We start from the raw sequence: 21102 nt of genomic DNA, 5'->3' as shown, positions 1-21102 counted from the left end.
ATGGGGTCAGGGCGCGGTTCATTGCCGGCTCATTCGCCGCGCTCCAAACGGGCGATCTCCTCGGCGCGGGCCGCCAGGATCAGCGCCGCGGCGCGCTCCTGGGTCAAACCCTCGATGCCGAAGTCGACGATCTCGTCCGCAGCCAGGTCGGACAAGTCCTCGCTGGTGCGCACGCCGTGCTCGGCCAGAGCAAAGGCCGTCTCCTCATCCATCCCCTCCAGCGCCAGCAGGTCCTCGGTGGGCTGAGTTCCTTCCAGGCCTTCTTCTTCTGCCAGCGCAGCGTTGAGCAGCGCATCGCGGGCACGGGCGCGCAATTCTTCGACGATGTCTTCGTCGAAGCCTTCCACCGCCAGCAACTCGCCGACCGGTACGTAAGCGATTTCTTCGACCGTGTTGAAGCCTTCGGACACCAGGATCGCGGAGATTTCTTCGTCCACTTCCAGGCGATCCATGAACAGCTGGCGTGCCGCTGCCTGCTCAGCCTCGGACTTGGCGGCCACCTGGTCGGCGGTCATCACGTTGAGCTGCCAGCCGGTCAGGCGGCTGGCCAGACGTACGTTCTGGCCGCCCTTGCCGATCGCCTGCGCAAGCCGGTCTTCTGCCACGGCCAGATCCATCGAATGCTTGTCTTCATCGACGATGATCGACTGCACTTCGGCCGGCGCCATCGCATTGATGACGAAATTGGCCGGGTTTTCGTTCCACAACACGATATCCACGCGCTCGCCATTGAGCTCGTTGGACACTGCCTGCACGCGCGAACCGCGCATACCGATGCACGCGCCGATGGGATCGGTGCGAGTGTCGTGCGCAATCACGGCGATCTTGGCGCGGTCGCCCGGATCGCGTGCGCAAGCCTTGATCTCGACCAGGCCCTGACCCACTTCCGGCACTTCAAGCTTGAACAGTTCGATCATGAATTCCGGTGCGGCGCGGCTGATGAACAGCTGCGGGCCACGCGGCTCGGAACGCACTTCGGCCAGATAACCGCGCACGCGGTCGCCGGGACGCAGCACGTCGCGCGGAATGCCCTTGTCCTTCGGAATGAAGGCTTCGGCATTACCGCCCAGATCGACAAAGATATTGCCGCGCTCGGCGCGCTTGACCACACCGGTGATCAACTCACCCACGCGATCCTTCCACGCATCGACAACCTGCTGACGCTCGGCTTCGCGCACACGCTGCACGATCACCTGCTTGGCGGCCTGCGCAGCGATACGACCGAAGTCGGGGTTTTCAATCTGTTCTTCGATGTAGTCGCCAACGTCCACGCCGTCGGCTTCGTCGATGGCATCCATCAGACGCACTTGGCGGTCCGGAGATTCCATCACCACGTCATCGGCAACCACTTCCCAACGACGGTAGGTTTCGTAGGTACCGTCCTTGTGATCGATGGTGACGCGGGCCAGCACGTCCTGGTCGGGATAGCGCTTCTTCGCTGCGGACGCCAACGCGGCCTCGATCGCATCGAAGATCACTTCGCGCGGCACGCCTTTTTCGTTGGCGACCGCATCCACTACCAGCAAAAGTTCCTTGCTCATTTCGTCACTCCGCGCGCGGCTTGCCAGCCGCCGACTCGTTGGATGGTTTCTTCTTCTCGTGCCCGGGTTTTTTCGGGCCGGGCTTATTCGGTTTCTGCGGTGCCAGGCCCAAAGCGACCCAATCCGGCAGGATGCGCGCCTTGTCGATGTTATCGAAGCCGATCTGCACTTCTTTGCCGTCGACAGCGAACACCACAGCACCAGCCTCGGCATCGATGCGCAGAATCTCGCCCTGGAAGCGGCGCCGACCATCCTGCGCCAGCTTCAAGACAATCTTTGCGGATTCGCCGGCATGGCGCGCGAACTGTTCCAGCGTGAAAAGCGGACGATCCACACCCGGCGACGAGACTTCCAGGGTGTAGTTGCCGCTGATCGGATCTTCGACGTCGAGCTGGGCCGAGACTTCACGGCTCACGCACTCGCAATCATCGACGTTGATGACACGCTCGGGCTGTTCGGCCAGCGGCACATCGATATACAGGCGCAATGTGGCGCCACCCGGAGCGGGAAGATATTCCACGCCCAGCAGTTCCAAGCCCAAGGATTCAACCGTTGGACTCAGCAGATTCGCGATTTCGGTCGCTTTTTCGCTCACAGACTGCCCTGATCAGATGATTACCAGTAGAACCCCGGCAACCGGCAGCAAACTTTCCGGTTCCGGAAAAAGCAAGGGGCCCAATGGGCCCCTTGCGTGAAAAAAGCCCGACCTCTCAGGGTCGGCGTAAAGACGGGAACATGCGTCCTTACGATCCAAGAAGTTGAATTACTGCGATCAAGCAACAATTCGAAACTTGGTAGCGGGGGCAGGATTTGAACCTGCGACCTTCGGGTTATGAGCCCGACGAGCTGCCAGACTGCTCCACCCCGCAGCAGAAGCGGAATTATGAAGAACTGGAGCAAAAATTGCAAGCCCTAGTTTTCCATCTGTTGAACAGCGTGGCGGCTGTTCAACGTCGCGGCGAATGATACCCGCAATGCAACAAAAACGAAACAGTCAGCGCGGTTTTGTTTCATTTCGATGCCCCACACGAGATGCGGCACCGCGAAATCTGGCGCTGACGCAACGGCCTTAGGCGATACCAGCGAATGCGCGCTGGCACCACACCATGATCGGGCTCCAGGCCAAACCAAGCGCAAGCAAGGCCAGCGCGTTGACACCCAGCATGGCGCCAAGCACACGGTCGTTATTGGCCGGCAACGGCTCGCCGACCGGCTCGTCGAAGTACATGACCTTGATGACACGCAGGTAGTAGTACGCACCGATCACCGCGCAGATCACACCGACCAGGGCCAACCACAGCATGTCGCCCTTCACTGCCGCGCCCAGTACTGCTAGCTTGGTCCAGAAGCCAAGGAACGGCGGAATACCTGCAAGCGAAGCCATGATGCACAGCACTAGGCCAGCCATCCAGGGGTTGCGCGCGTTGAGTCCCTTGAAGTCGTCGATGTTCTCCGCTTCGAACCCATTGCGCGACAGCGCGATGATGGCGCCGAACGAAGCGGTAGACATGATGGTGTAGCTGACCGCGTAGAACATTGCAGCTGCATAGCCTTCTTCGCCGCCACCGGCAACGCCCATCAGCAGGAAGCCGATGTGCGAAACGGTCGAATACGCGAGCATACGCTTGAGATTGCTCTGCGCGATGGCCATCAGGTTGCCGACGACCAGCGACACCGCCGACAGGCCGCCGATCAGCAGATGCCACTGCGGCGACAACGGACCCATGCCGACTTCAAGTAGGCGATACGCCATACCGAAGGCTGCAAGCTTGGGCGCCGAGCTGATGAACAATGCGATCGGCGCAGGTGCACCCTGGTACACGTCAGGCAGCCACATGTGGAACGGCGCAGCGCCCAGCTTGAAGGCGACGCCGGCGATCATGAAGATGGTGCCGGTGAGCAACAGCGTGCGCTCGTTGGACCCCTCGATCGCATCATGGATGCCGGCCAGGCTGAGAGTACCGGTGGCGCCATACACCAGCGACATCCCATACAACAGCAGGCCCGAGGCCAGCGACCCCAGAACGAAGTACTTCATCGCCGCTTCGGTAGCCAGGCCATTGTCGCGGTTGGAGGCGACCAGTGCGTAGGAGCACAGCGCCAACAACTCGAGCCCCAAATAGACCATCAACAGGCTACCGGCCGACGCCAGCAACATCATGCCGGCGGTGGCGAACAGCACCAACACCGGAATTTCGCCCTGGTAGAGATTGCGTTCGCGCAAGTAGGTCCAGCCATAGACCAGACTCAGCCCGCTGACCAGCACGATCACGGTCTTCATGACATCGGCCGCAGTGTCGCGAACGAACATGCCGTTGAAGATGTCGCCCTGCCCGCCCGTGCCGGTCGCCAACAACACGAACACCACGGCAAGAACGGCGACGGAGAACAGGTGGGTCCAGACCTTGTTCCGCTGGCTCACGAACAGGTCGAGCATCAGCAGTGCGAAGGCGCCGCCGATAAGCACCAGCTCCGGTACGAGCGGAGCCAGGTCAGCGGTGGTCAACGGCGCGAGCGTTGGCGTGGTCATCATTAAATCCTGGAAATCAAAACGTACGGCAAGCGGTCAGAGCTTGGTCGCGGCAATCTGGGTCGCCAGCTTGGCGATCGATGGTTCCATCAGATCGGTCAGCGGCTTCGGGTACAGGCCCAGGGCCAGCACGCCAGCGGCGAAGACCCCCAGCACGAATGCCTCGCGGCCATTGATGTCCTTCAGCTCGGCAACGTGAGCGTTGGCTACTTCGCCGAAGAACACACGCTTGTAGAGCCACAGCGTATACGCAGCGGTGATCACCAAGGTTGTGGCAGCAGCGAAGGCAACCAGCGGGTGCTTCTGGAAGCTGGCCAGTATCACCATGAATTCACCAACGAAACCACTGGTGCCCGGCAGGCCGGAATTCGCCATGAAGAACAACATGGAGAACGTGGCGAACCACGGCATCACATTGACCACGCCGCCGTAATCGGCGATGCGACGGGTGTGCATGCGGTCATAGAGCACGCCGATGCAGGAGAACATCGCACCGGATACGAAACCGTGCGAAATCATCTGCACCATCGCGCCCTGCAGGCCCAGGCGGGCAGCATCGGTGCTGCCGTAATCGCGCACCAGGGTGAAGGCGATGAAGGTGCCCAGCGTGACGAAGCCCATGTGCGCGATGGACGAATACGCCACCAGCTTTTTCATATCGTCCTGCACCAATGCCACCAGGCCGACATAGATCACCGCAATCAGCGACAGCGCGATGACCAACCAGGCGAACTCGTGGCTCGCGTCCGGCACGATCGGCAGATTGAAGCGCAGGAAGCCGTAGCCACCGATCTTCAACGCAATCGCCGCCAGGATCACCGAACCTGCAGTCGGCGCCTCGACGTGTGCATCCGGTAGCCAGGTGTGCACCGGGAACATCGGCACCTTGACCGCAAAAGCGATCAGGAACGCGAAGAAGATCCAGGTCTGTTCCTTGGCGGTCAGCTGCAGCGCATACAGGTCGGCCAGCTGGAAGCTGCCGCCCTTCAGATACAGGTACACCAAGCCCACCAGCATCAGCACCGAGCCGAGGAAGGTGTAGAGGAAGAACTTCATCGCCGCGTAGATGCGCCGCGGGCCGCCCCAGACACCGATGATCAGGAACATCGGGATCAGCATGGCTTCGAAGAACACGTAGAACAGCATCGCGTCGGTCGCGGCGAAGATACCGACCGTGACGCCTTCCAGGATCAGGAAGGCAGCGACGTACTGATTGACGCGCTTGTCGATCGAGCGCCAGGCGCCGATCAGGGCCAGCACTGTCACCAGCGTGGTCAGCACGATCAAGGCGACCGCGATGCCGTCCACGCCAAGGTTGTAACCAATGTTGTAGGCCGGAATCCAGGCATGCAGTTCGATGAACTGCATGGCGTCATTGGCGGTGTCGTAGCCCAGCAGCGGCAGACTCAGCGCAAAAGTCGCCACCGCAACCGCCAACGATGCCCACCGGGCAGTCTCGGCGTTGCGCAACGCAAGGATCAGGGCGCCACCGATAATCGGCAGCCAGATCAAGATAGACAGTAAAGGCCAGTTCGACACGTTTTCTTATTCCGTACAGGTCAACGCCAGAAATGCATCAGTACCGCCAACAAGGCGATCAAACCGATGATCATTGCGAAGGCGTAGTGATAGAGGAAACCGGATTGCGTGCGACGCAGCAGATTTGCAGCCAGGTCGATCAGTCGGGCAGAACCATTGACAACCACACCGTCGACCACATGGGTATCGACGGCACGTGACGCCTTGCCAAGGACGACGCCACCACCGGCGAAGCCATTGATCCAGAGCTTGTCGAAGCCGTACTTGTTTTCCAGCAACCACACGATCGGCGCGAATGTCTTGCGCGACTTGGTGGCCAGTTCCGGCTTCCACAGGTAGAACAGCGCCGCCAGCAACAAGCCTGCGACCGTCAGGAAGAACGGTGCCGCCATCATGCCGTGCAGTGCGAATGCGACAGGACCGTGGAACTCTTCGGCCAGCGCGCCGACGGTGTCACGTGCCGGGTCGTAGAAATCGACGATGCCGGTGAAGAACGAAACGGCCTGGCCCTTCATCGCGTGCGCGGCATGGTGCCCCTGCCAATCGGTGCCGAACAACATCGGGCCGATGGTGAAGAAACCGATCGCCACCGACGGGATCGCCAGCAGGATCAGGGGCAGCGTCACCACCCACTTGGACTCACGCGGCTCGTGCGCACCGTGATGGCCATGGCCATGATCGTCGTGACCATGCGTGTCATGGGCATGCGCATCGTGTGCGTGGATCTGCGCTTCGGCATCGGTATGCGCGCTGTCGTGATGCGAATGCGCGTCGTGCGCATGGACGTCTCGGAAGCGTTCTTTGCCGTGGAAGGTCAGGAACAACAGACGGAAGCTATAGAAGCTGGTCACCAGCACGCCGCCGAGCACTGCCCAGTAGCCGTAGGTCGCGACCCAACTATGCGACTCATGCGCGTGATGCGCGGCCGCTTCAATGATGGTGTCCTTCGAGTAGAACCCGGAGAAGAACGGCGTACCGACCAGGGCAAGGGTACCGATCACGCTGGTCCAGTAGGTCACCTTCATGTACTTGCGCAGGCCGCCCATCTTGCGCATGTCCTGCTCATGGTGCATGCCGATGATGACCGAGCCGGCTGCCAGGAACAGCAGCGCCTTGAAGAAGGCGTGCGTCATCAGATGGAACACGGCTGCCGAATAGGCCGACACACCCAATGCCACGGTCATGTAGCCAAGCTGCGACAGCGTGGAATACGCAACCACGCGCTTGATGTCGTTCTGCACGATGCCGATCAGGCCGGTGAAGAAGGCAGTTGTCGCACCAATGAACAGGATGAAGTTCAGCGCGGTTTCCGACAGTTCGAACAGCGGCGACATGCGCGCTACCATGAAGATACCGGCGGTGACCATCGTTGCGGCGTGGATGAGCGCCGAGATCGGCGTCGGGCCTTCCATCGAGTCCGGCAACCACACGTGCAGCGGCACCTGCGCCGACTTACCCATCGCACCGATGAACAGGCAGATGCAGATCAGCGTCATCACGCTCCATTCGTGGCCCGCGAACAGCTGCACCTTGGCACCGGCCATGGTGGTCGCGTTGGCAAACACGGTGGAGTAATCCAGCGAGCCGAACCACAACAGCACGCCGGCAATACCGAGGATGAAACCGAAGTCGCCGACGCGATTGACCAGGAACGCCTTCATGTTGGCGAACACGGCGGTCGGGCGCTTGAACCAGAAACCGATCAGCAGGTACGACACCAGACCCACCGCTTCCCAGCCAAAGAACAGCTGCAGGAAGTTGTTGCTCATCACCAGCGTGAGCATGGAGAAGGTGAACAACGAGATGTAGCTGAAGAAGCGCTGGTAGCCCGGGTCTTCTTCCATGTAGCCGATGGTGTAGATGTGCACCAGCAGCGAGACGAAGGTCACCACCACCATCATCATCGCGGTCAGGCGGTCGACCATGAAGCCGACATGCGCCGAGTAATTGCCGACGTCGAAGAAGGTGTAGAGATTCTGATTGAACGGGCTGGCGCCCTGCTCCACCAGCTGATACAGCGTCAGGCACGACAACACGCAGCTGACCGCCACACCGAGAATGGTGACGTACTGCGCGCCCTTGCGGCCTACCTGGCGCCCGAACAGGCCGGCGATGATGCTGCCGACCAGCGGTGCAAGCACCACTGCGATCAACAGACTCTTGGAGAGAGTGATTTCCATCTACAGGTCAGCCCTTCAACGTATCGACTTCGGCCACATTGATCGTGCGGCGCGTGCGGAACAGAGTCACCAGGATCGCAAGGCCGATTGCAGCCTCTGCAGCGGCAACCGTCAGAATGAAGAACACGAACAACTGACCGGCGGTATCGCCAAGCTCGCGCGAGAACGCGATGAAGTTGACGTTGACCGACAGCAACATCAACTCGATCGACATCAGCAACACGATGACGTTCTTGCGGTTGAGGAAGATGCCGGCCAGGGAGATGCAGAACAGCACCGCGCCCAGTCCCAGCAGGTGGCCCAAGGTAATCAAGACTTCGCCTCCTGTCCGTCGGCCGCATCGCTCTGCGGCGCAACCTGTACCGGCTTTTCAACCGCCATTTTGACCATGCGCAAGCGGTCGCCCGCCTTCACTCGCGACTGCTCGCCGGCATTCTGCAACTTGATGCCGGTGCGCTTGCGCAGGGTCAGCATCACCGCGGCCACCACCGCCACGGTCAGGATCACCGCGGCGAACTCGAACGGCAGCAGGAACTCGGTATAGAGGCTCTTGGCCAACCAGGTCAGATTCGAGCTGTCCGCTGCTTGCGCCGCTGCGTTGTCTGCCGGGAACGGCGTGGCGCTACGCGCCTTGACGCCAATCAAGGTGACCATCTGCGCGAGCATGGCGACCGCCACGATCACGCCCAGCGGCATGTACTTGACCCACCCCTCGCGCAGGCGGCTGGTGTCGATGTCCAGCATCATCACCACGAACAGGAACAGCACCATCACCGCGCCGACGTAGACCAGCACCAGCGTCACGCCGAGGAACTCGGCACCGACCAGCAACCAGATGCATGCCATCGAGAAGAAAGTGAGGATCAGGCACAACACGGCGTACACCGGGTTGCGCACGCTGATCACCGCACCGGCGGACACGACCGCGACGGCGGAGAAGGCGTAGAAAGCAATAGTGACCCAGTCCATCATGACCTCAACGGAAGGCGGCATCGGCAGCGCGACGCTCGGCGATCTCGGTTTCTAACCGGTCTCCGATCGCCAGCAACTGCGGCTTGTTGACAATGTTTTCGCCACGCTTCTCGAAGTGATACTCGAGGATGTGCGTCTCGACGATCGAGTCCACCGGGCAGCTTTCCTCGCAGAAGCCGCAGAAGATGCACTTGAACAAATCGATGTCATAACGCGTCGTGCGGCGGGTGCCGTCTTCGCGCTTGGCCGAGTCGATGGTGATCGCCAGCGCCGGGCACACCGCTTCGCACAGTTTGCAGGCGATGCAGCGCTCCTCGCCGTTGGGATAGCGACGCAGCGCATGCAGGCCGCGGAAGCGCGGAGACTGCGGGAACTTCTCCATCGGATACAGCACGGTGTACTTGGGCTTGAACGTGTATTTCAACGTCAGCCACAAGCCGCCGAGCAGTTCGAGCAGCAGCAAGCTCTTGAAGTAGTGGGTGATCTTATTCATCAATTACACGCCCTTCTGGATCACGCCGTAAAACACCATCAACGCCGTCACTGCGATCCACACGATCGTGAGCGGAATGAAGACCTTCCAGCCCAGACGCATGATCTGGTCATAGCGGTAACGCGGGAAGCTGGCGCGGAACCAGATGTAGGCGCTGGCGAAGAAGAACACCTTCATCAGCAACCACGGCCAGCCGCCCTTCCACAACCAGTCAATCCAAGGCGAAATATCTGCGTTGATCCAGCCCTGGATCGGGCTCAACCAACCGCCGAGGAAGAAGATCGAGATCAGGAAGCTGACCAGGATCATGTTGGCGTATTCGGCCAGGAAGAACAGCGCAAATGCACCGCCCGAATATTCCACCATGTGGCCGGCGACGATTTCCGATTCGCCTTCCACCACGTCGAATGGCGCACGGTTGGTTTCGGCGACGCCGGAGACCCAGTACACGATGAACAACGGAAACAGCGGAATCAGGAACCAGTCGAAGAAGCCGGAGTTACCAGCCTGCGCGAACACGATCTGGCTCAAGTTGACGCTGCCGGAGGCAATCATCACGCCGACCAGCGCAAAGCCCATCGCGATTTCGTAGCTGACCACCTGTGCGGCCGAGCGCATCGCACCCAGGAACGCGTACTTCGAGTTAGATGCCCAGCCGGCCAGGATGATGCCGTACACGCCCAGCGAGGTCATCGCCAGCAGATAAAGCAAGCCGACATTGGCATTGGACAACACCAGCTTCGCATCGAACGGCACCACCGACCACGCGGCAAATGCAGGTGCCAGGGTCAGCAACGGCGCGATGATGAACATCGCCTTGTGCGAGCTACTCGGCTGCAGGATCTCCTTGAACAGGAGTTTGAACACGTCGGCGAAGGCCTGAAAGATGCCCATACCCACGTACATTGGCCCATGGCGCACGTGCATCCAACCGATCAGCTTGCGCTCCCAGACCACGTAGAAGGCCACCGAGATAATCACCGGCACGGCGATCAGCAGGATCTTCAAGACCGACCAGAGCACCACGCCGCCATCGCCCAGTCCCAGAAACCACTGGTGCAGGGGGTCGACCAGGTTCAACAGCAATTCGTTCATGCAGCCACCACCGTTACACGACCGGCACCGAGCGGCGCGGTTGCGCCATGGCCGGATTCGATCCACACCGTGCCCGGTGCGACGCGCTCGTCCAGCACCACCGGCAACGTTGCCTTACCGGCATCGGTACCGACCTTGACCATCTGACCCGCCTGGACCTGCAATTGTGCAGCCTGCTCCGGATGCATCGCCACGCACGGCGCGATGTTGAGCGGATGCGATTGCAGCGCAGCGGCGCGACGCACCACCGCATCGGTGCGGTAGATCGCTGCGGTGGCAGCAACTTCCAGACCGTTGCTGGCGGCTGCCGGCTGTGCCGACGCGATCGGCGTCACGCTGCGGCTCTGCATGCCGGCGCGCAGCCCAACCAGATCGATGAACTCGAAACCGCCCAGACCCAGCTCACCGCCAAGTGCACGCAGGACGCGCCAGCCTTCGCGCGCTTCGACCGGCAAGCGGCCCGCAGCACGTGCAGTCTGCACGCGACCATCGAGATTGGTCAGCGATGCATCGATTTCCGGCAACGCACCGATCGGCAAGATCACATCGGCGACATCGCGCGTCGAGGCACAAGCGAACTGACTGAAGGCGACGACCTTTGCACCAGCCAACGCGCTGCGGGCAGCGGCGGCATCGGCGAAATCCAGACCCGGCTCGATGCCGTACAACACATACGCCTGACGCGGTTGGGCCAGCATACCGGCGACATCGCGCGCGGTGGGCAGCACGCCCTGCGAGACTAGGCCAACAGCATTAGCACCCTGCGGGATGCGACACAACGATGCGCCGGTAGCGGCGGCAAAGTCGCGTGCAGCAGCACGCAGCGCTGCAGCCTGCGGATGGTTTTCGGCCAGCGCGCCAACCACGATCACGGCGCGGCTTGCGCCCTTGACCGCATCGCGCAGCGCTGCATCGCTCAGTGCGCCAGCCAACTGCGACGGCGCCACCACGGTGCGGCTCGCCTGAGTAAAGGCAAAGTCGAAATCGACCGGATTGACCGAGTGAATCTGGGTACGGTTCTGGATGTGCGCCTTACGCAAACGTGCATGCAGCAACGGCAATTCATGACGCACGTTGGTACCGAACAACACGACCACGTCGGCGCGTTCGATCTCGGCCAGCGGCGTGGCGAATGCTTCAGCCACCGCGGCATCGGAGAAGTCGCGGTTGAACAAGCGGTGATCCAGATTGCCACTGCCCAGCCCTTCGGCCAGACGCGCAAGCAATGCGCCCTCTTCGTTGGAGGTAGACGGATGCACCAGCAGGCCAAGCGCATCGCCCGCATTTTCGCGCAGGATCTGTGTCGCGGCAGCCAGACCTTCGGCCCAGCTAACTTCGGTCCACTCACCGTTGACCTTCTTCAGAGGCTTGACCGCACGGTCTTCCGAATACAGGCCCTGATGCGAATACCGGTCGCGATCGGACAGCCAGCATTCGTTGACCGCTTCGTTCTCGCGCGGCACGGTGCGCAGCACTTCGCCGCGGCGTACGTGCAGGAACAGGTTCGAGCCCATCGCATCGTGGTAGCCGAGCGATTCGCGTGCCATCAGTTCCCAAGGACGTGCGCGGAACTGGAACACCTTGTTGGTCAGCGCGCCCACCGGGCACACGTCGATGACGTTGCCGGAAATTTCGGTGGTCAGCGGCTTGCCGTCGTAGGTGCCGATCTGCAGGTTTTCACCGCGATACATGCCGCCCAGCTCGTAAGTGCCGGCGATGTCTGCAGTGAAACGTACGCAACGGGTGCACTGGATGCAGCGGGTCATTTCGGTGGCGACCAGCGGACCGATGTCCTCGTCCGGCACTACGCGCTTGCGTTCGTTGAAGCGACTCACCGAACGGCCGTAGCCGAGCGAGACGTCCTGCAATTCGCATTCGCCGCCCTGATCGCAGATCGGGCAATCCAGCGGGTGATTGATCAGCAGGAATTCCATCACGCTGCGCTGGTACTTCAGCGCCTTTTCGCTACGCGTGGTGACCTTCATGCCATCCATCACCGGCGTGGCGCAGGCGGGCGACGGCTTCGGCGACTTTTCGACATCGACCAGGCACATGCGGCAGTTTGCCGCGATCGGTAGCTTCTCGTGGTAGCAGAAGCGCGGGATCGGGATGCCAGCCTTGTCGGCCGCCTGGATGATCATCGAGCCCTTCGGCACCACCAAGGACTGCCCGTCGATCTCGACGCTGACGTGGTCCGGTGGGACGTTCGGGTTCACTGGTTGGGCGCTCATGCAGCCACTCCGACTTGCGTATCGACGATCGAACGACCGTTGACGATGTAGTACTCGAACTCGTCCCAGAACTGGCGCAGGAAGCCCTGAATCGGCCACGCCGCCGCTTCACCAAACGCGCAGATGGTGTGACCTTCGATCTGGCCCGCAACGGTGCGCAGCTGATGCAGGTCTTCCATCGTGGCCTTGCCGGCAACGATGCGCTCCAGCACGCGGTGCATCCAGCCGGTGCCCTCACGGCACGGGGTGCACTGGCCGCAGGATTCCTTGTGGAAGAACTGCGAGATGCGGCAAGCGAAACGCACGCAGCAGACGCTGTCGTCCAGCACCACGATGGCGCCAGAACCCAAACCGGTGCCGAGCGCACGCAAGGTGTCGTAATCCATCTGCAGGCCAGCGACCTGGTCGGCCTTCAGCACCGGCATCGATACGCCACCGGGCACCACGCCCTTGAGCTTGCGACCCGGACGCAGGCCACCGGCCATTTCCAGCAGTTCGTCGAAGGTGGTACCGAGCGGCACTTCAAAATTGCCGCCCTTCTGCACGCAGCCGGACACCGAGAAAATCTTCGGGCCGCCGTTCTTGGTCTTGCTCAAACCGAGGAACCACTCCGGGCCGTTGCGAATGATCGCCGGCACCGACGCATAGGTCTCGGTATTGTTGATGGTGGTCGGCTTGCCATACAGGCCAAAGTTGGCCGGAAACGGCGGCTTGTAGCGCGGCTGGCCCTTCTTGCCTTCCAGCGACTCCATCAGTGCGGTTTCTTCGCCGCAGATGTACGCGCCAGCACCCAGCGCACCGTAGATGTCGATATCCACGCCGCTGCCGAGGATGTTCTTGCCCAGCCAACCGTTGGCGTACGCATCAGCCAATGCCAGCTCGAAGTTTTCGAACGGCTCGTGGTGGAACTCGCCACGCAGGTAGTTGTAGCCCACCGTCGAACCTGTGGCGTAGCAGGCGATCGCCATGCCCTCCACCACCGAGTGCGGGTTGTAACGCAGAATGTCGCGGTCCTTGCAGGTTCCCGGCTCGGACTCGTCCGAGTTGCACAGGATGTACTTCTGCATCGTGCCCTTGGGCATGAACGACCACTTCAAACCGGTCGGGAAGCCTGCGCCGCCACGGCCGCGCAGATTCGACGCCTTGACCATTTCGATGACGTCGGCCGGCGGGATCTTCTCTTCGAGGATCTTGCGCAGCGCGGCGTAGCCACCGGTTTTGAGATAGCTCTCATACGACCACGGGGTGTCGTAATGCAGCGTCGTATAGACGACCTGATGCGGCAACGGCGCCGGACCGACCGGGCCTGAGGGTGCGTGATGATGTGCCATGTCTTACTCCAGCCCGTCCAGCAGCGCGTCGACCTTCTCTTTCGTCAGGTGCTCGTGATAGTGGCCATTGATGACCATCATCGGCGCCGCGGAGCAGGCAGCCAGGCACTCTTCTTCGCGCTTGAGGTAGACGCGACCATCGGCCGTCGACTGCCCCAGCTTGCAACCTAGCTTCTTTTCCGCATGGGCCAGCAGGTCTTCGGCGCCATTGAGCCAGCAGCTGATATTGGTGCAGAACGCCACGTTGTGGCGGCCGACCTTTTCGGTCTCGAACATCGAGTAAAAGCTGGCGACCTCGTACGCCCACACCGGCGGCAGTTCCAGGTACTTGGCCACACCAACAATCAACTCGTCGGTCAGCCAGCCCTGGTTTTGTTCCTGCGCAGCATGCAGGCCCTGCAACACGGCCGAACGCTTGCGATCGGGCGGAAACTTGGCCAGCCAATGATCGATATGCGCGCGCGTCTTGTCGCTCAGCACAACCTGCGGATCGACGTCGCGCGCCGCCTCGAAATTACCCGTCGCCTTCATCGGTCAACCTCACCGAAAACCAAATCGTAAGTACCGATCATCGCCACGACGTCGGCCAACAAATAACCACGCACCACTGCGTCCATCGATGACAGATGCGCAAAACCAGGCGCACGCAGATGCACGCGGAACGGTTTGTTGGCGCCATCGGACATCAGGTAGCAACCGAACTCGCCCTTCGGCGCTTCGACCGCGCTGTAGGTTTCGCCGGCCGGCACGCAGTAGCCTTCACTAAACAGCTTGAAGTGATGGATCAACGCTTCCATGTCGTCCTTCATGCCTTCGCGGCTTGGCGGAGCGACCTTGAAATTGGTGACCATGACCGGGCCCGGGTTGGCCTTCAGCCACTTCACGCACTGCTTGATAATGCGGTTGGATTCGCGCATCTCGGCCACGCGCACCAGATAGCGGTCGTAGCAGTCGCCGTTGGTGCCGACCGGGATGTCGAAATCCACTGCGTCGTACTTGGCGTACGGCTGCTTCTTGCGTAGATCCCACTCGATGCCCGAACCACGCAGCATCGGACCGGTCATGCCCCAGGCACGCGCCAGATCCGGACTGATGATGCCGACGTCGACGGTACGCTGTTTCCAGATGCGGTTATCGGTCAGCAGCGTTTCGTATTCGTCCACACGCGACGGGAAGGTGTTGGTGAAATCCTCAAGGAAATCCAGCATCGAGCCTTCACGCGCGGCATTAAGCTGCTTCAGCGCCCCGCCCTTGTGCCAACGCGATTCCTTGTACTTGGGCATGCGATCGGGCAGATCGCGATACACACCACCCGGACGATAGTAGGCCGCGTGCATACGCGCACCACTGACCGCCTCGTAGACGTCCATCAATTCTTCGCGCTCGCGGAATGCATACAGCATCACCGCCATCGCACCCAGATCGAGCGCGTTGGAGCCGACCCACATCAGATGGTTCTTGATGCGGGTGATCTCGTCGAACATGGTGCGGATGTACTGCGCACGCTCGGGCGCCTCGATTCCCATCAGGGATTCGATCGCGCGCACGTAAGCGTGCTCGTTGCACATCATCGACACGTAATCCAGCCGATCCATGTACGGAACCGACTGGTTGAACGGCTTGGACTCGGCCAGCTTCTCGGTGCCACGGTGCAGCAGGCCGATATGCGGGTCGGCACGCACCACGGTTTCGCCATCCATTTCCAGGATCAGGCGCAATACGCCGTGCGCCGCAGGATGCTGCGGGCCGAAGTTCATCGTGTAATTGCGGATTTCCTGCTTGCTTTCGGCAGGATTGCTCGCGAAGGCATCGGTTGCCTGGCGGAACTCACTCACTTGGCAGTCTCCGACTTGCCCACTTCACCAGCGGCAGTCTCATAACGGGCATCGTCGCGAATCACGCGCGGCACGCCAACGCGCGGCTCGACCGAGGTCACCGGCTCGTACACCACGCGCTTACGCTCGTCGTCGTAACGCACTTCGACATTGCCGATCAGCGGGAAATCCTTGCGGAACGGGTGGCCGACGAATCCGTAGTCGGTCAGGATGCGGCGCAGATCCGGGTGACCATCGAACACGATGCCGAACAAGTCGAACGCTTCGCGCTCGAACCAGTTCACGCCCGGCCAGATATCGGTCAACGAGGCCACCACCGGCACCTGTTCGTCCGGTGCGTAGCAACGCACGCGCAGACGCTGGTTGTGCTGGTAGGAAATCAGCTGCGCGACCACGGCAAAACGCTGCTTGGGCAATTGCTGCGGCTGCGCGCCACTGGAGCTTTCCTGGCTGGGAAATTCACCCCAGGCAAAACGGCCAATCGCCTTGCCTTCGACGCCGCGGCTGAAACCCTGCGACGACACGTCGGCGGTATCCCACTCGTCGCTGCCATAGCCCAGGTAATCGACGCCGCACAGGTCGCTGAGCTGCTCGAAACCGAGCTCGTCGCGCAGTGCAAGACAGGTGACGTGCCAATCGGCTGCAGCGACTTCCAGCGTCACTTCGCCGCGCGGCAATGCCACGGCAATCTGCGCACCGGCGAAACGTGCCGCAAGTCGGTCAGTGAAGGAGGATGCTTGCTCTGCCATGGGGGCTTGGCTGCTCTCGGTAGAAGAAGACGGGTGTCAGCGCGCGATCGTCTGGGTACGCCAGATCTTCTTCTGCAGCTGCAAGATGCCGTAGACCAGCGCCTCGGCGGTCGGCGGGCAGCCCGGGACATAGATGTCCACCGGCACGATGCGGTCGCAACCGCGCACCACCGAATACGAATAATGGTAGTAGCCGCCGCCGTTGGCGCAGCTGCCCATCGAAATGACCCACTTCGGATCCGGCATCTGGTCGTAGACCTTGCGCAGTGCCGGAGCCATCTTGTTGACCAGGGTGCCGGCCACGATCATCACGTCGGACTGGCGCGGCGACGGGCGGAACACCACGCCGTAACGGTCCAGATCCAGGCGCGAGGCCCCCGCGTGCATCATCTCGACGGCGCAACAGGCCAAACCGAAGGTCATCGGCCACATCGAACCGGTGCGCGCCCAATTCAGCAGCGCATCGACACTGGTGGTCACGTAGCCCTTTTCGAGCAGCGGGTTTTCGCCTTCCGGGCGCAGGATGTCTTCCACCCGGCCTTCCGGCATCGGGTTGGTCATCAGACGATCCAGGGTCTGAATCACTCCCATTCCAGCGCTCCCTTCTTCCACACGTAGATAAAGCCGAGGAACAACATGCCGACGAACAGCCCCATGGTGACCAGCGAACGTGCGCCGATCTCCATGAACACCTGCGTCCACGGCACGATGAAGATGATTTCCAGATCGAACACGATGAACTGGATCGCGATGAGGTAGTAGCGCACATCGAACTTCATGCGCGCGTCTTCGAATGCTTCGAAGCCACACTCGTACGGAGAAAGCTTGCGCGCGTCCGGGGTACGCGGAGCGAGGAACCGACCAATCAGCATCAGCACAATGCCGATACCGGTGGCGACGATCAGAAACAGCAGACTCGGCAAATATTCGGCCAGCACAGCGATTCTCTCTTGCCTCTGCCCGCACGCGCCGCGTGCCGGCATGGGGTATAGGCAGACCCCGCGCGCGACAAGCGATGCGCAGGAACTGCAGCCAAACAATGGTGCCCAAGAGGGGACTCGAACCCCTACGACCTAAGTCGCTACCACCTCAAGGTAGTGCGTCTACCAATTCCGCCACCTGGGCATACGTTGCGCCGCTGGGCATCCCAGTGCGCAGCGCATTGTAACCGGCTTCAGCGTTTTTGTGCTGGTTCTGAAGCGTTTTCTTCGCGCGCTGCAGGCGCCGGTTGCGCCGGTGCGGACTGCGCTGGTGCTGCTGCCGGCGCGGCGGCAGGAACCGGCTGCGACGGAGCGGTCGGTACTGCACCGGCCGGCGCCTTCGGCAACGGCTGGGTCAGCTCGCCAGCGGCGGCCGGAGCCGGCGTTGCCGACTGCGACATCACACCCAGGTTCTGATCGGTCGGACGCGCGCCGTGGGTGGCGTACCACGCCATGAACAGGCTGATGCTGAAAAACACCACAGCCAGCCACTTGGTCGACTTGGACAGGAAGTTCGACGCACCCTGCGAACCGAACACGGTGCCCGAGGCGCCCGCACCGAAGCCGGAACCGGCTGCCGCACCCGCGCCACGCTGCATCAGGATCAGCGCAATCATCGCCAGCGCGACCAGCACGTAGACCACATTGAGGATCAACATCAGCATTTCGAAATCCGTCCCCGGACAAAACTTAATGGGTTAGCACGCGGCCGCCGCGCGTGCGATGGCCAGGAAATCTTCGGCGACCAGTGATGCGCCTCCGACCAGCCCGCCATCGACATCGGGCTGTGCAAACAGCTCGCCGGCGTTATCGGGTTTGACACTGCCCCCGTACAGGATGGGCAACGAATCGGCAATTCTAGCATCCGCCTTCGCGACTTCGCCACGCAGGAAGGCGTGCACAGCCTGAGCCTGCTCCGGGCTGGCGGTACGGCCGGTGCCAATGGCCCAGATCGGTTCATAGGCCAGCACTGCGCCCGCAAAACCAGCACTGCCGACCAGCTCCAGGACCGGTTCGAGCTGGGCACGTAGGATTGCCTCAGTCTGACCGGCTTCACGCTGTTCCAGCGATTCGCCCACGCAAAGCACCGGAATCAGCCCGGCATGGATGGCGGCGGCGAACTTGCGCGCTACCAGCTCGCTACTCTCGTGGTGGTATTGGCGGCGCTCGGAGTGGCCGACCAACCCGTAGCCGGCACCGACATCGACCAGCATCGAGGCCGACACCTCGCCGGTGTAGGCGCCCTTTTCATTGCTGCTGACGTCCTGGGCTCCGAACGACAGGTGATGGGCCTCGAAACCCTCGATCAGGTCGCCGAGATAAGGCAGTGGCGGAAGGATGACGACTTCGACACCCTCCAGGGGCATGTGCGCAGCGAGCTTGGCCACTAGTTCGGTGGCGAAGGAGCGGCTGCCGTGCAGCTTCCAATTTCCGGCAACGATCTTTCGACGCATCAGGCGCAGGTTCCTGAGTTGAAGACAGGCGACAGAATAGCCCATGCCCTGTCGGCAACCGGCACACTTCTGTCCGCCACATGTCTCACCCCTCCCCTCACAGGAACCTGCCATGTCCGTTTCACCTGTCTTCGCGTTGATCACCGGCGCTTCCAGCGGCATCGGCCGCGAGATCGCGCGGGCATATGCCAAGCGCGGCGTACCGTTGATCCTGACCGCGCGCCGGGAGGACCGACTGCAGGCATTGGCCGACGGATTGCGCGGCACGGTGCGGGTGGAAGTGCTACCGGCCGATCTGGCAGACCCTGCCGCGCCCGACACGTTGGCAACGCAGATCCAGCGCAATGGCTGGACCGTGGGCACCCTGGTCAATAACGCCGGGTACGGCGTGCCGGGCCGTTACCTGCATAACGACTGGGCCACGCATGCGTGCTTTCTGCAGGTAATGGTGACTGCGGTGTGCGAGCTGACCTGGCGACTGTTGCCGATGATCCGCGCCAGCGGGCAGGGCCGCATTCTCAACGTGGCCTCGTTCGCGGCGCTGACGCCGAGCGCCGATGGGCAGACCCTGTACGCGGCCAGCAAGAGCTTCATGTTGCGCTTCAGCGAATCGCTGGCGCTGGAAAATGCCGATTGCGGCGTCAAGGTGTGCGCGCTGTGCCCGGGCTTTGCCTGGTCGGAATTCCACGATGTCACCGGCACCCGCGAAGCGATGTCCACCCTGCCCGCCTGGGCGTGGCTGCAGGCAGACGCGGTGGCCGAGTACGGAATCGATGCACTGGAACGCGGCCAGGTGTTGGCAGTGCCTGGCTGGCGCTATCGGCTGGTCAATGCCGCACTGCGGCTGCTGCCGCATGCGTTTGCCTTAGGCCTGATGGCGCGCGGCTCGCATCGGGTGCGGCCGCTGGATTGAGGCGGCAGCAGGCTGCGTGTGCGGGAGATATCGCCGGTGCGCAGCGGCGCTGCACGCCTGCCTGCAACCTGGGCGCCCGCAGGGCGTGCGATGACCACGCAAGCGAGTGTATCGATCGTCAAATGATTGGGATGCACGCACATGCCAGTCCAACCAACAGCGGCTCGCGCGCCTGACCACAAGCGCTAAAACCAATCGCTACTCTTGGAGTGACTAACAAAACGACTGCGCAGCCGTCAGGCGGGCGTGGCCGGTGCTCGGTGCGGCATGTACCACTCGTCCACTGCGTTCCTCCGCGCTGTCCACGCCTACCTGACAACTGCCGGTTACATTTTGTTAGCCGCTCTTAGAACCTGTTCACGATCTTTTTCAAGCCGTGCAAACTGCACGAATGCGCGAGAAGACTACCCAAGTGACATGCGCCGTGAGCGGTTTGAGCACACCCTTCCGATTCTGGAACAAGCCCGCAAACGCACGAAGCCTGCGACGGTAGATATGTATGAGGTGTGGTGCGCAGTGCTGTATCTACTGCCAACAGGTTGCCAGTGGCGTGCGTTGCCCAGTGACTTTCCGAAATGGCGCACGGTGCATTCCCACTTTGCCAAGTGGAGCGAAGTGGACGATGAAGGGATGAGCCTGCTGGAGCGGGCGCTCAAAAAATCAGGTTGGCGTGGCCCGCGAGAAACAGAGGCGCGCCGCCTGCAGCACGTTCTTGATCGTGGACGCGCAGAGCGTGAAGAACAGCGATACGGTGGGTCAGAAGGGCTATGACGCGGGCAAGAAGGTGTCGGGGATCAAGCGCCATATCGCGGTGGATTCGGAAGGATTTCCGCATGCCGTTGCTGTGAGCACAGCGGAGGTCACCGATCGTAAAGGCGCGCTGGAAGCATTTGGATCGCTGCCAATCGGGCTTAGGTTGGGTGAAAAGCCTGCGGGGCGATAGCGGCTATAGCGGAGATCCCTTCGCCAAGGGCGTCCAGGACATCCTTGGCAAGCGCGTCACCGTACAGATTGCCAAACGCAGCGAGTTGCATACTTTCAAGGTCCTGCCGAAGCGCTGGATTGTTGAACGCAGCTTTGTCTGGCTGGAGAAGAACCGAAGGTTATGGAAGAACTGCGAGCGAAGGCTCAATAGTCGCCCCTGAAAAACCCCAACCACCCAACGACCGCAAGGCCTTGATGTCTGCACCGGCGTGCTAAAACTACCAGTGTTCGCTACGCTGAAGGCTGGTTTCTTGCAATTTCCGCCCATGCGTACA

Annotated in this window: 19 protein-coding genes, 2 tRNA genes, 1 other RNA gene and 1 pseudogene; 3 read left to right on the top strand and 20 right to left on the bottom strand. The window is 61.5% G+C overall.

Annotated elements, in window-relative coordinates; genetic code table 11:
* Positions 1-29 precede the first annotated feature (29 nt).
* The 20 genes from nusA to tpiA all read right to left on the bottom strand — a co-directional run bounded on the left by nusA (position 30) and on the right by tpiA (position 18930).
* Positions 30-1541 carry a transcription termination factor NusA gene (gene nusA, locus NX05_RS03610; protein ID WP_010371209.1) on the bottom strand — a complete coding sequence of 504 codons (1512 nt, stop codon included), beginning with the start codon at positions 1539-1541 and terminating at the stop codon, positions 30-32.
* 4 nt (positions 1542-1545) lie between these two features.
* Entirely contained in the window at positions 1546-2136 is a 591-nt protein-coding gene (gene rimP, locus NX05_RS03605; RefSeq protein ID WP_039436159.1) for a ribosome maturation factor RimP, read from the bottom strand.
* Positions 2137-2333: 197 nt separating this feature from the next.
* Positions 2334-2410, bottom strand: a tRNA-Met gene (locus tag NX05_RS03600).
* Between the two features lie 200 nt (positions 2411-2610).
* The gene (gene nuoN / locus NX05_RS03595; RefSeq protein ID WP_039436161.1) at positions 2611-4071 is read right to left on the bottom strand and encodes an NADH-quinone oxidoreductase subunit NuoN; all 1461 of its coding nucleotides are present in this window, start codon (positions 4069-4071) and stop codon (positions 2611-2613) included.
* A 36-nt stretch (positions 4072-4107) separates the two neighbouring features.
* Positions 4108-5610: an NADH-quinone oxidoreductase subunit M gene (locus tag NX05_RS03590; protein ID WP_039436164.1), complete on the bottom strand. Its 1503-nt coding sequence runs from the start codon at positions 5608-5610 to the stop codon at positions 4108-4110.
* 20 nt (positions 5611-5630) lie between these two features.
* Complete coding sequence (gene nuoL / locus NX05_RS03585) at positions 5631-7790, bottom strand: NADH-quinone oxidoreductase subunit L (RefSeq protein WP_039436166.1); 2160 nt, start codon at positions 7788-7790, stop codon at positions 5631-5633.
* Positions 7791-7797: 7 nt separating this feature from the next.
* On the bottom strand, positions 7798-8103 hold the full coding sequence (gene nuoK, locus NX05_RS03580; RefSeq protein WP_005914274.1) for an NADH-quinone oxidoreductase subunit NuoK: 306 nt from the start codon (positions 8101-8103) through the stop codon (positions 7798-7800).
* On the bottom strand, positions 8100-8762 hold the full coding sequence (locus NX05_RS03575) for an NADH-quinone oxidoreductase subunit J (protein WP_080762890.1): 663 nt from the start codon (positions 8760-8762) through the stop codon (positions 8100-8102). Before NX05_RS03575 ends, nuoK begins: the two co-directional genes overlap by 4 nt.
* A gap of 4 nt (positions 8763-8766) precedes the next feature.
* Positions 8767-9255 (bottom strand): NADH-quinone oxidoreductase subunit NuoI, encoded by a 489-nt coding sequence (gene nuoI / locus NX05_RS03570; protein WP_003485557.1) that lies wholly within the window; start codon positions 9253-9255, stop codon positions 8767-8769.
* A gap of 3 nt (positions 9256-9258) precedes the next feature.
* Positions 9259-10350 (bottom strand): NADH-quinone oxidoreductase subunit NuoH, encoded by a 1092-nt coding sequence (gene nuoH / locus NX05_RS03565; protein WP_039436168.1) that lies wholly within the window; start codon positions 10348-10350, stop codon positions 9259-9261.
* On the bottom strand, positions 10347-12581 hold the full coding sequence (nuoG, locus tag NX05_RS03560; protein ID WP_039436170.1) for an NADH-quinone oxidoreductase subunit NuoG: 2235 nt from the start codon (positions 12579-12581) through the stop codon (positions 10347-10349). Before nuoG ends, nuoH begins: the two co-directional genes overlap by 4 nt.
* Complete coding sequence (nuoF, locus tag NX05_RS03555; RefSeq protein WP_010371179.1) at positions 12578-13912, bottom strand: NADH-quinone oxidoreductase subunit NuoF; 1335 nt, start codon at positions 13910-13912, stop codon at positions 12578-12580. The genes nuoG and nuoF overlap by 4 nt, the downstream gene beginning before the upstream one ends.
* A 3-nt stretch (positions 13913-13915) precedes the next feature.
* A complete protein-coding gene (gene nuoE / locus NX05_RS03550; RefSeq protein WP_005991372.1) occupies positions 13916-14443 on the bottom strand; it encodes an NADH-quinone oxidoreductase subunit NuoE in 528 nt (175 codons plus the stop codon).
* On the bottom strand, positions 14440-15747 hold the full coding sequence (locus tag NX05_RS03545) for an NADH-quinone oxidoreductase subunit D (RefSeq protein WP_010371171.1): 1308 nt from the start codon (positions 15745-15747) through the stop codon (positions 14440-14442). The genes nuoE and NX05_RS03545 overlap by 4 nt, the downstream gene beginning before the upstream one ends.
* On the bottom strand, positions 15744-16496 hold the full coding sequence (locus NX05_RS03540) for an NADH-quinone oxidoreductase subunit C (RefSeq protein ID WP_039436173.1): 753 nt from the start codon (positions 16494-16496) through the stop codon (positions 15744-15746). Before NX05_RS03540 ends, NX05_RS03545 begins: the two co-directional genes overlap by 4 nt.
* A gap of 36 nt (positions 16497-16532) precedes the next feature.
* On the bottom strand, positions 16533-17087 hold the full coding sequence (locus NX05_RS03535; RefSeq protein WP_010371165.1) for a NuoB/complex I 20 kDa subunit family protein: 555 nt from the start codon (positions 17085-17087) through the stop codon (positions 16533-16535).
* Entirely contained in the window at positions 17078-17434 is a 357-nt protein-coding gene (locus tag NX05_RS03530; RefSeq protein ID WP_010371162.1) for an NADH-quinone oxidoreductase subunit A, read from the bottom strand. Before NX05_RS03530 ends, NX05_RS03535 begins: the two co-directional genes overlap by 10 nt.
* Positions 17435-17536: 102 nt before the next feature.
* Positions 17537-17621, bottom strand: a tRNA-Leu gene (locus NX05_RS03525).
* A gap of 49 nt (positions 17622-17670) precedes the next feature.
* Positions 17671-18141 carry a preprotein translocase subunit SecG gene (gene secG, locus NX05_RS03520; protein WP_010375880.1) on the bottom strand — a complete coding sequence of 157 codons (471 nt, stop codon included), beginning with the start codon at positions 18139-18141 and terminating at the stop codon, positions 17671-17673.
* A 33-nt stretch (positions 18142-18174) separates the two neighbouring features.
* Positions 18175-18930, bottom strand: coding sequence for a triose-phosphate isomerase (gene tpiA, locus NX05_RS03515; protein ID WP_010375883.1), 756 nt, complete (start codon positions 18928-18930; stop codon positions 18175-18177).
* 112 nt (positions 18931-19042) lie between these two features.
* On the opposite strand from tpiA, the gene NX05_RS03510 reads away from it, so the two are divergent.
* From NX05_RS03510 to NX05_RS03505, 3 genes and pseudogenes are all read left to right on the top strand, one after another.
* Complete coding sequence (locus tag NX05_RS03510; RefSeq protein WP_039436177.1) at positions 19043-19843, top strand: SDR family NAD(P)-dependent oxidoreductase; 801 nt, start codon at positions 19043-19045, stop codon at positions 19841-19843.
* A 267-nt stretch (positions 19844-20110) separates the two neighbouring features.
* A non-coding RNA gene (locus tag NX05_RS21680) (sX9 sRNA) lies at positions 20111-20185 on the top strand.
* 75 nt (positions 20186-20260) lie between these two features.
* A pseudogene (locus tag NX05_RS03505) lies at positions 20261-20988 on the top strand (IS5 family transposase).
* Positions 20989-21102: the final 114 nt, after the last annotated feature.

Origin of the sequence: Xanthomonas vasicola (assembly GCF_000772705.2) — a bacterium.
GTDB classification, from domain to species: domain Bacteria; phylum Pseudomonadota; class Gammaproteobacteria; order Xanthomonadales; family Xanthomonadaceae; genus Xanthomonas; species Xanthomonas vasicola.
Note: the sequence above shows the minus strand (reverse complement) of the source record. Positions and strands in the feature narration are given on the sequence as shown.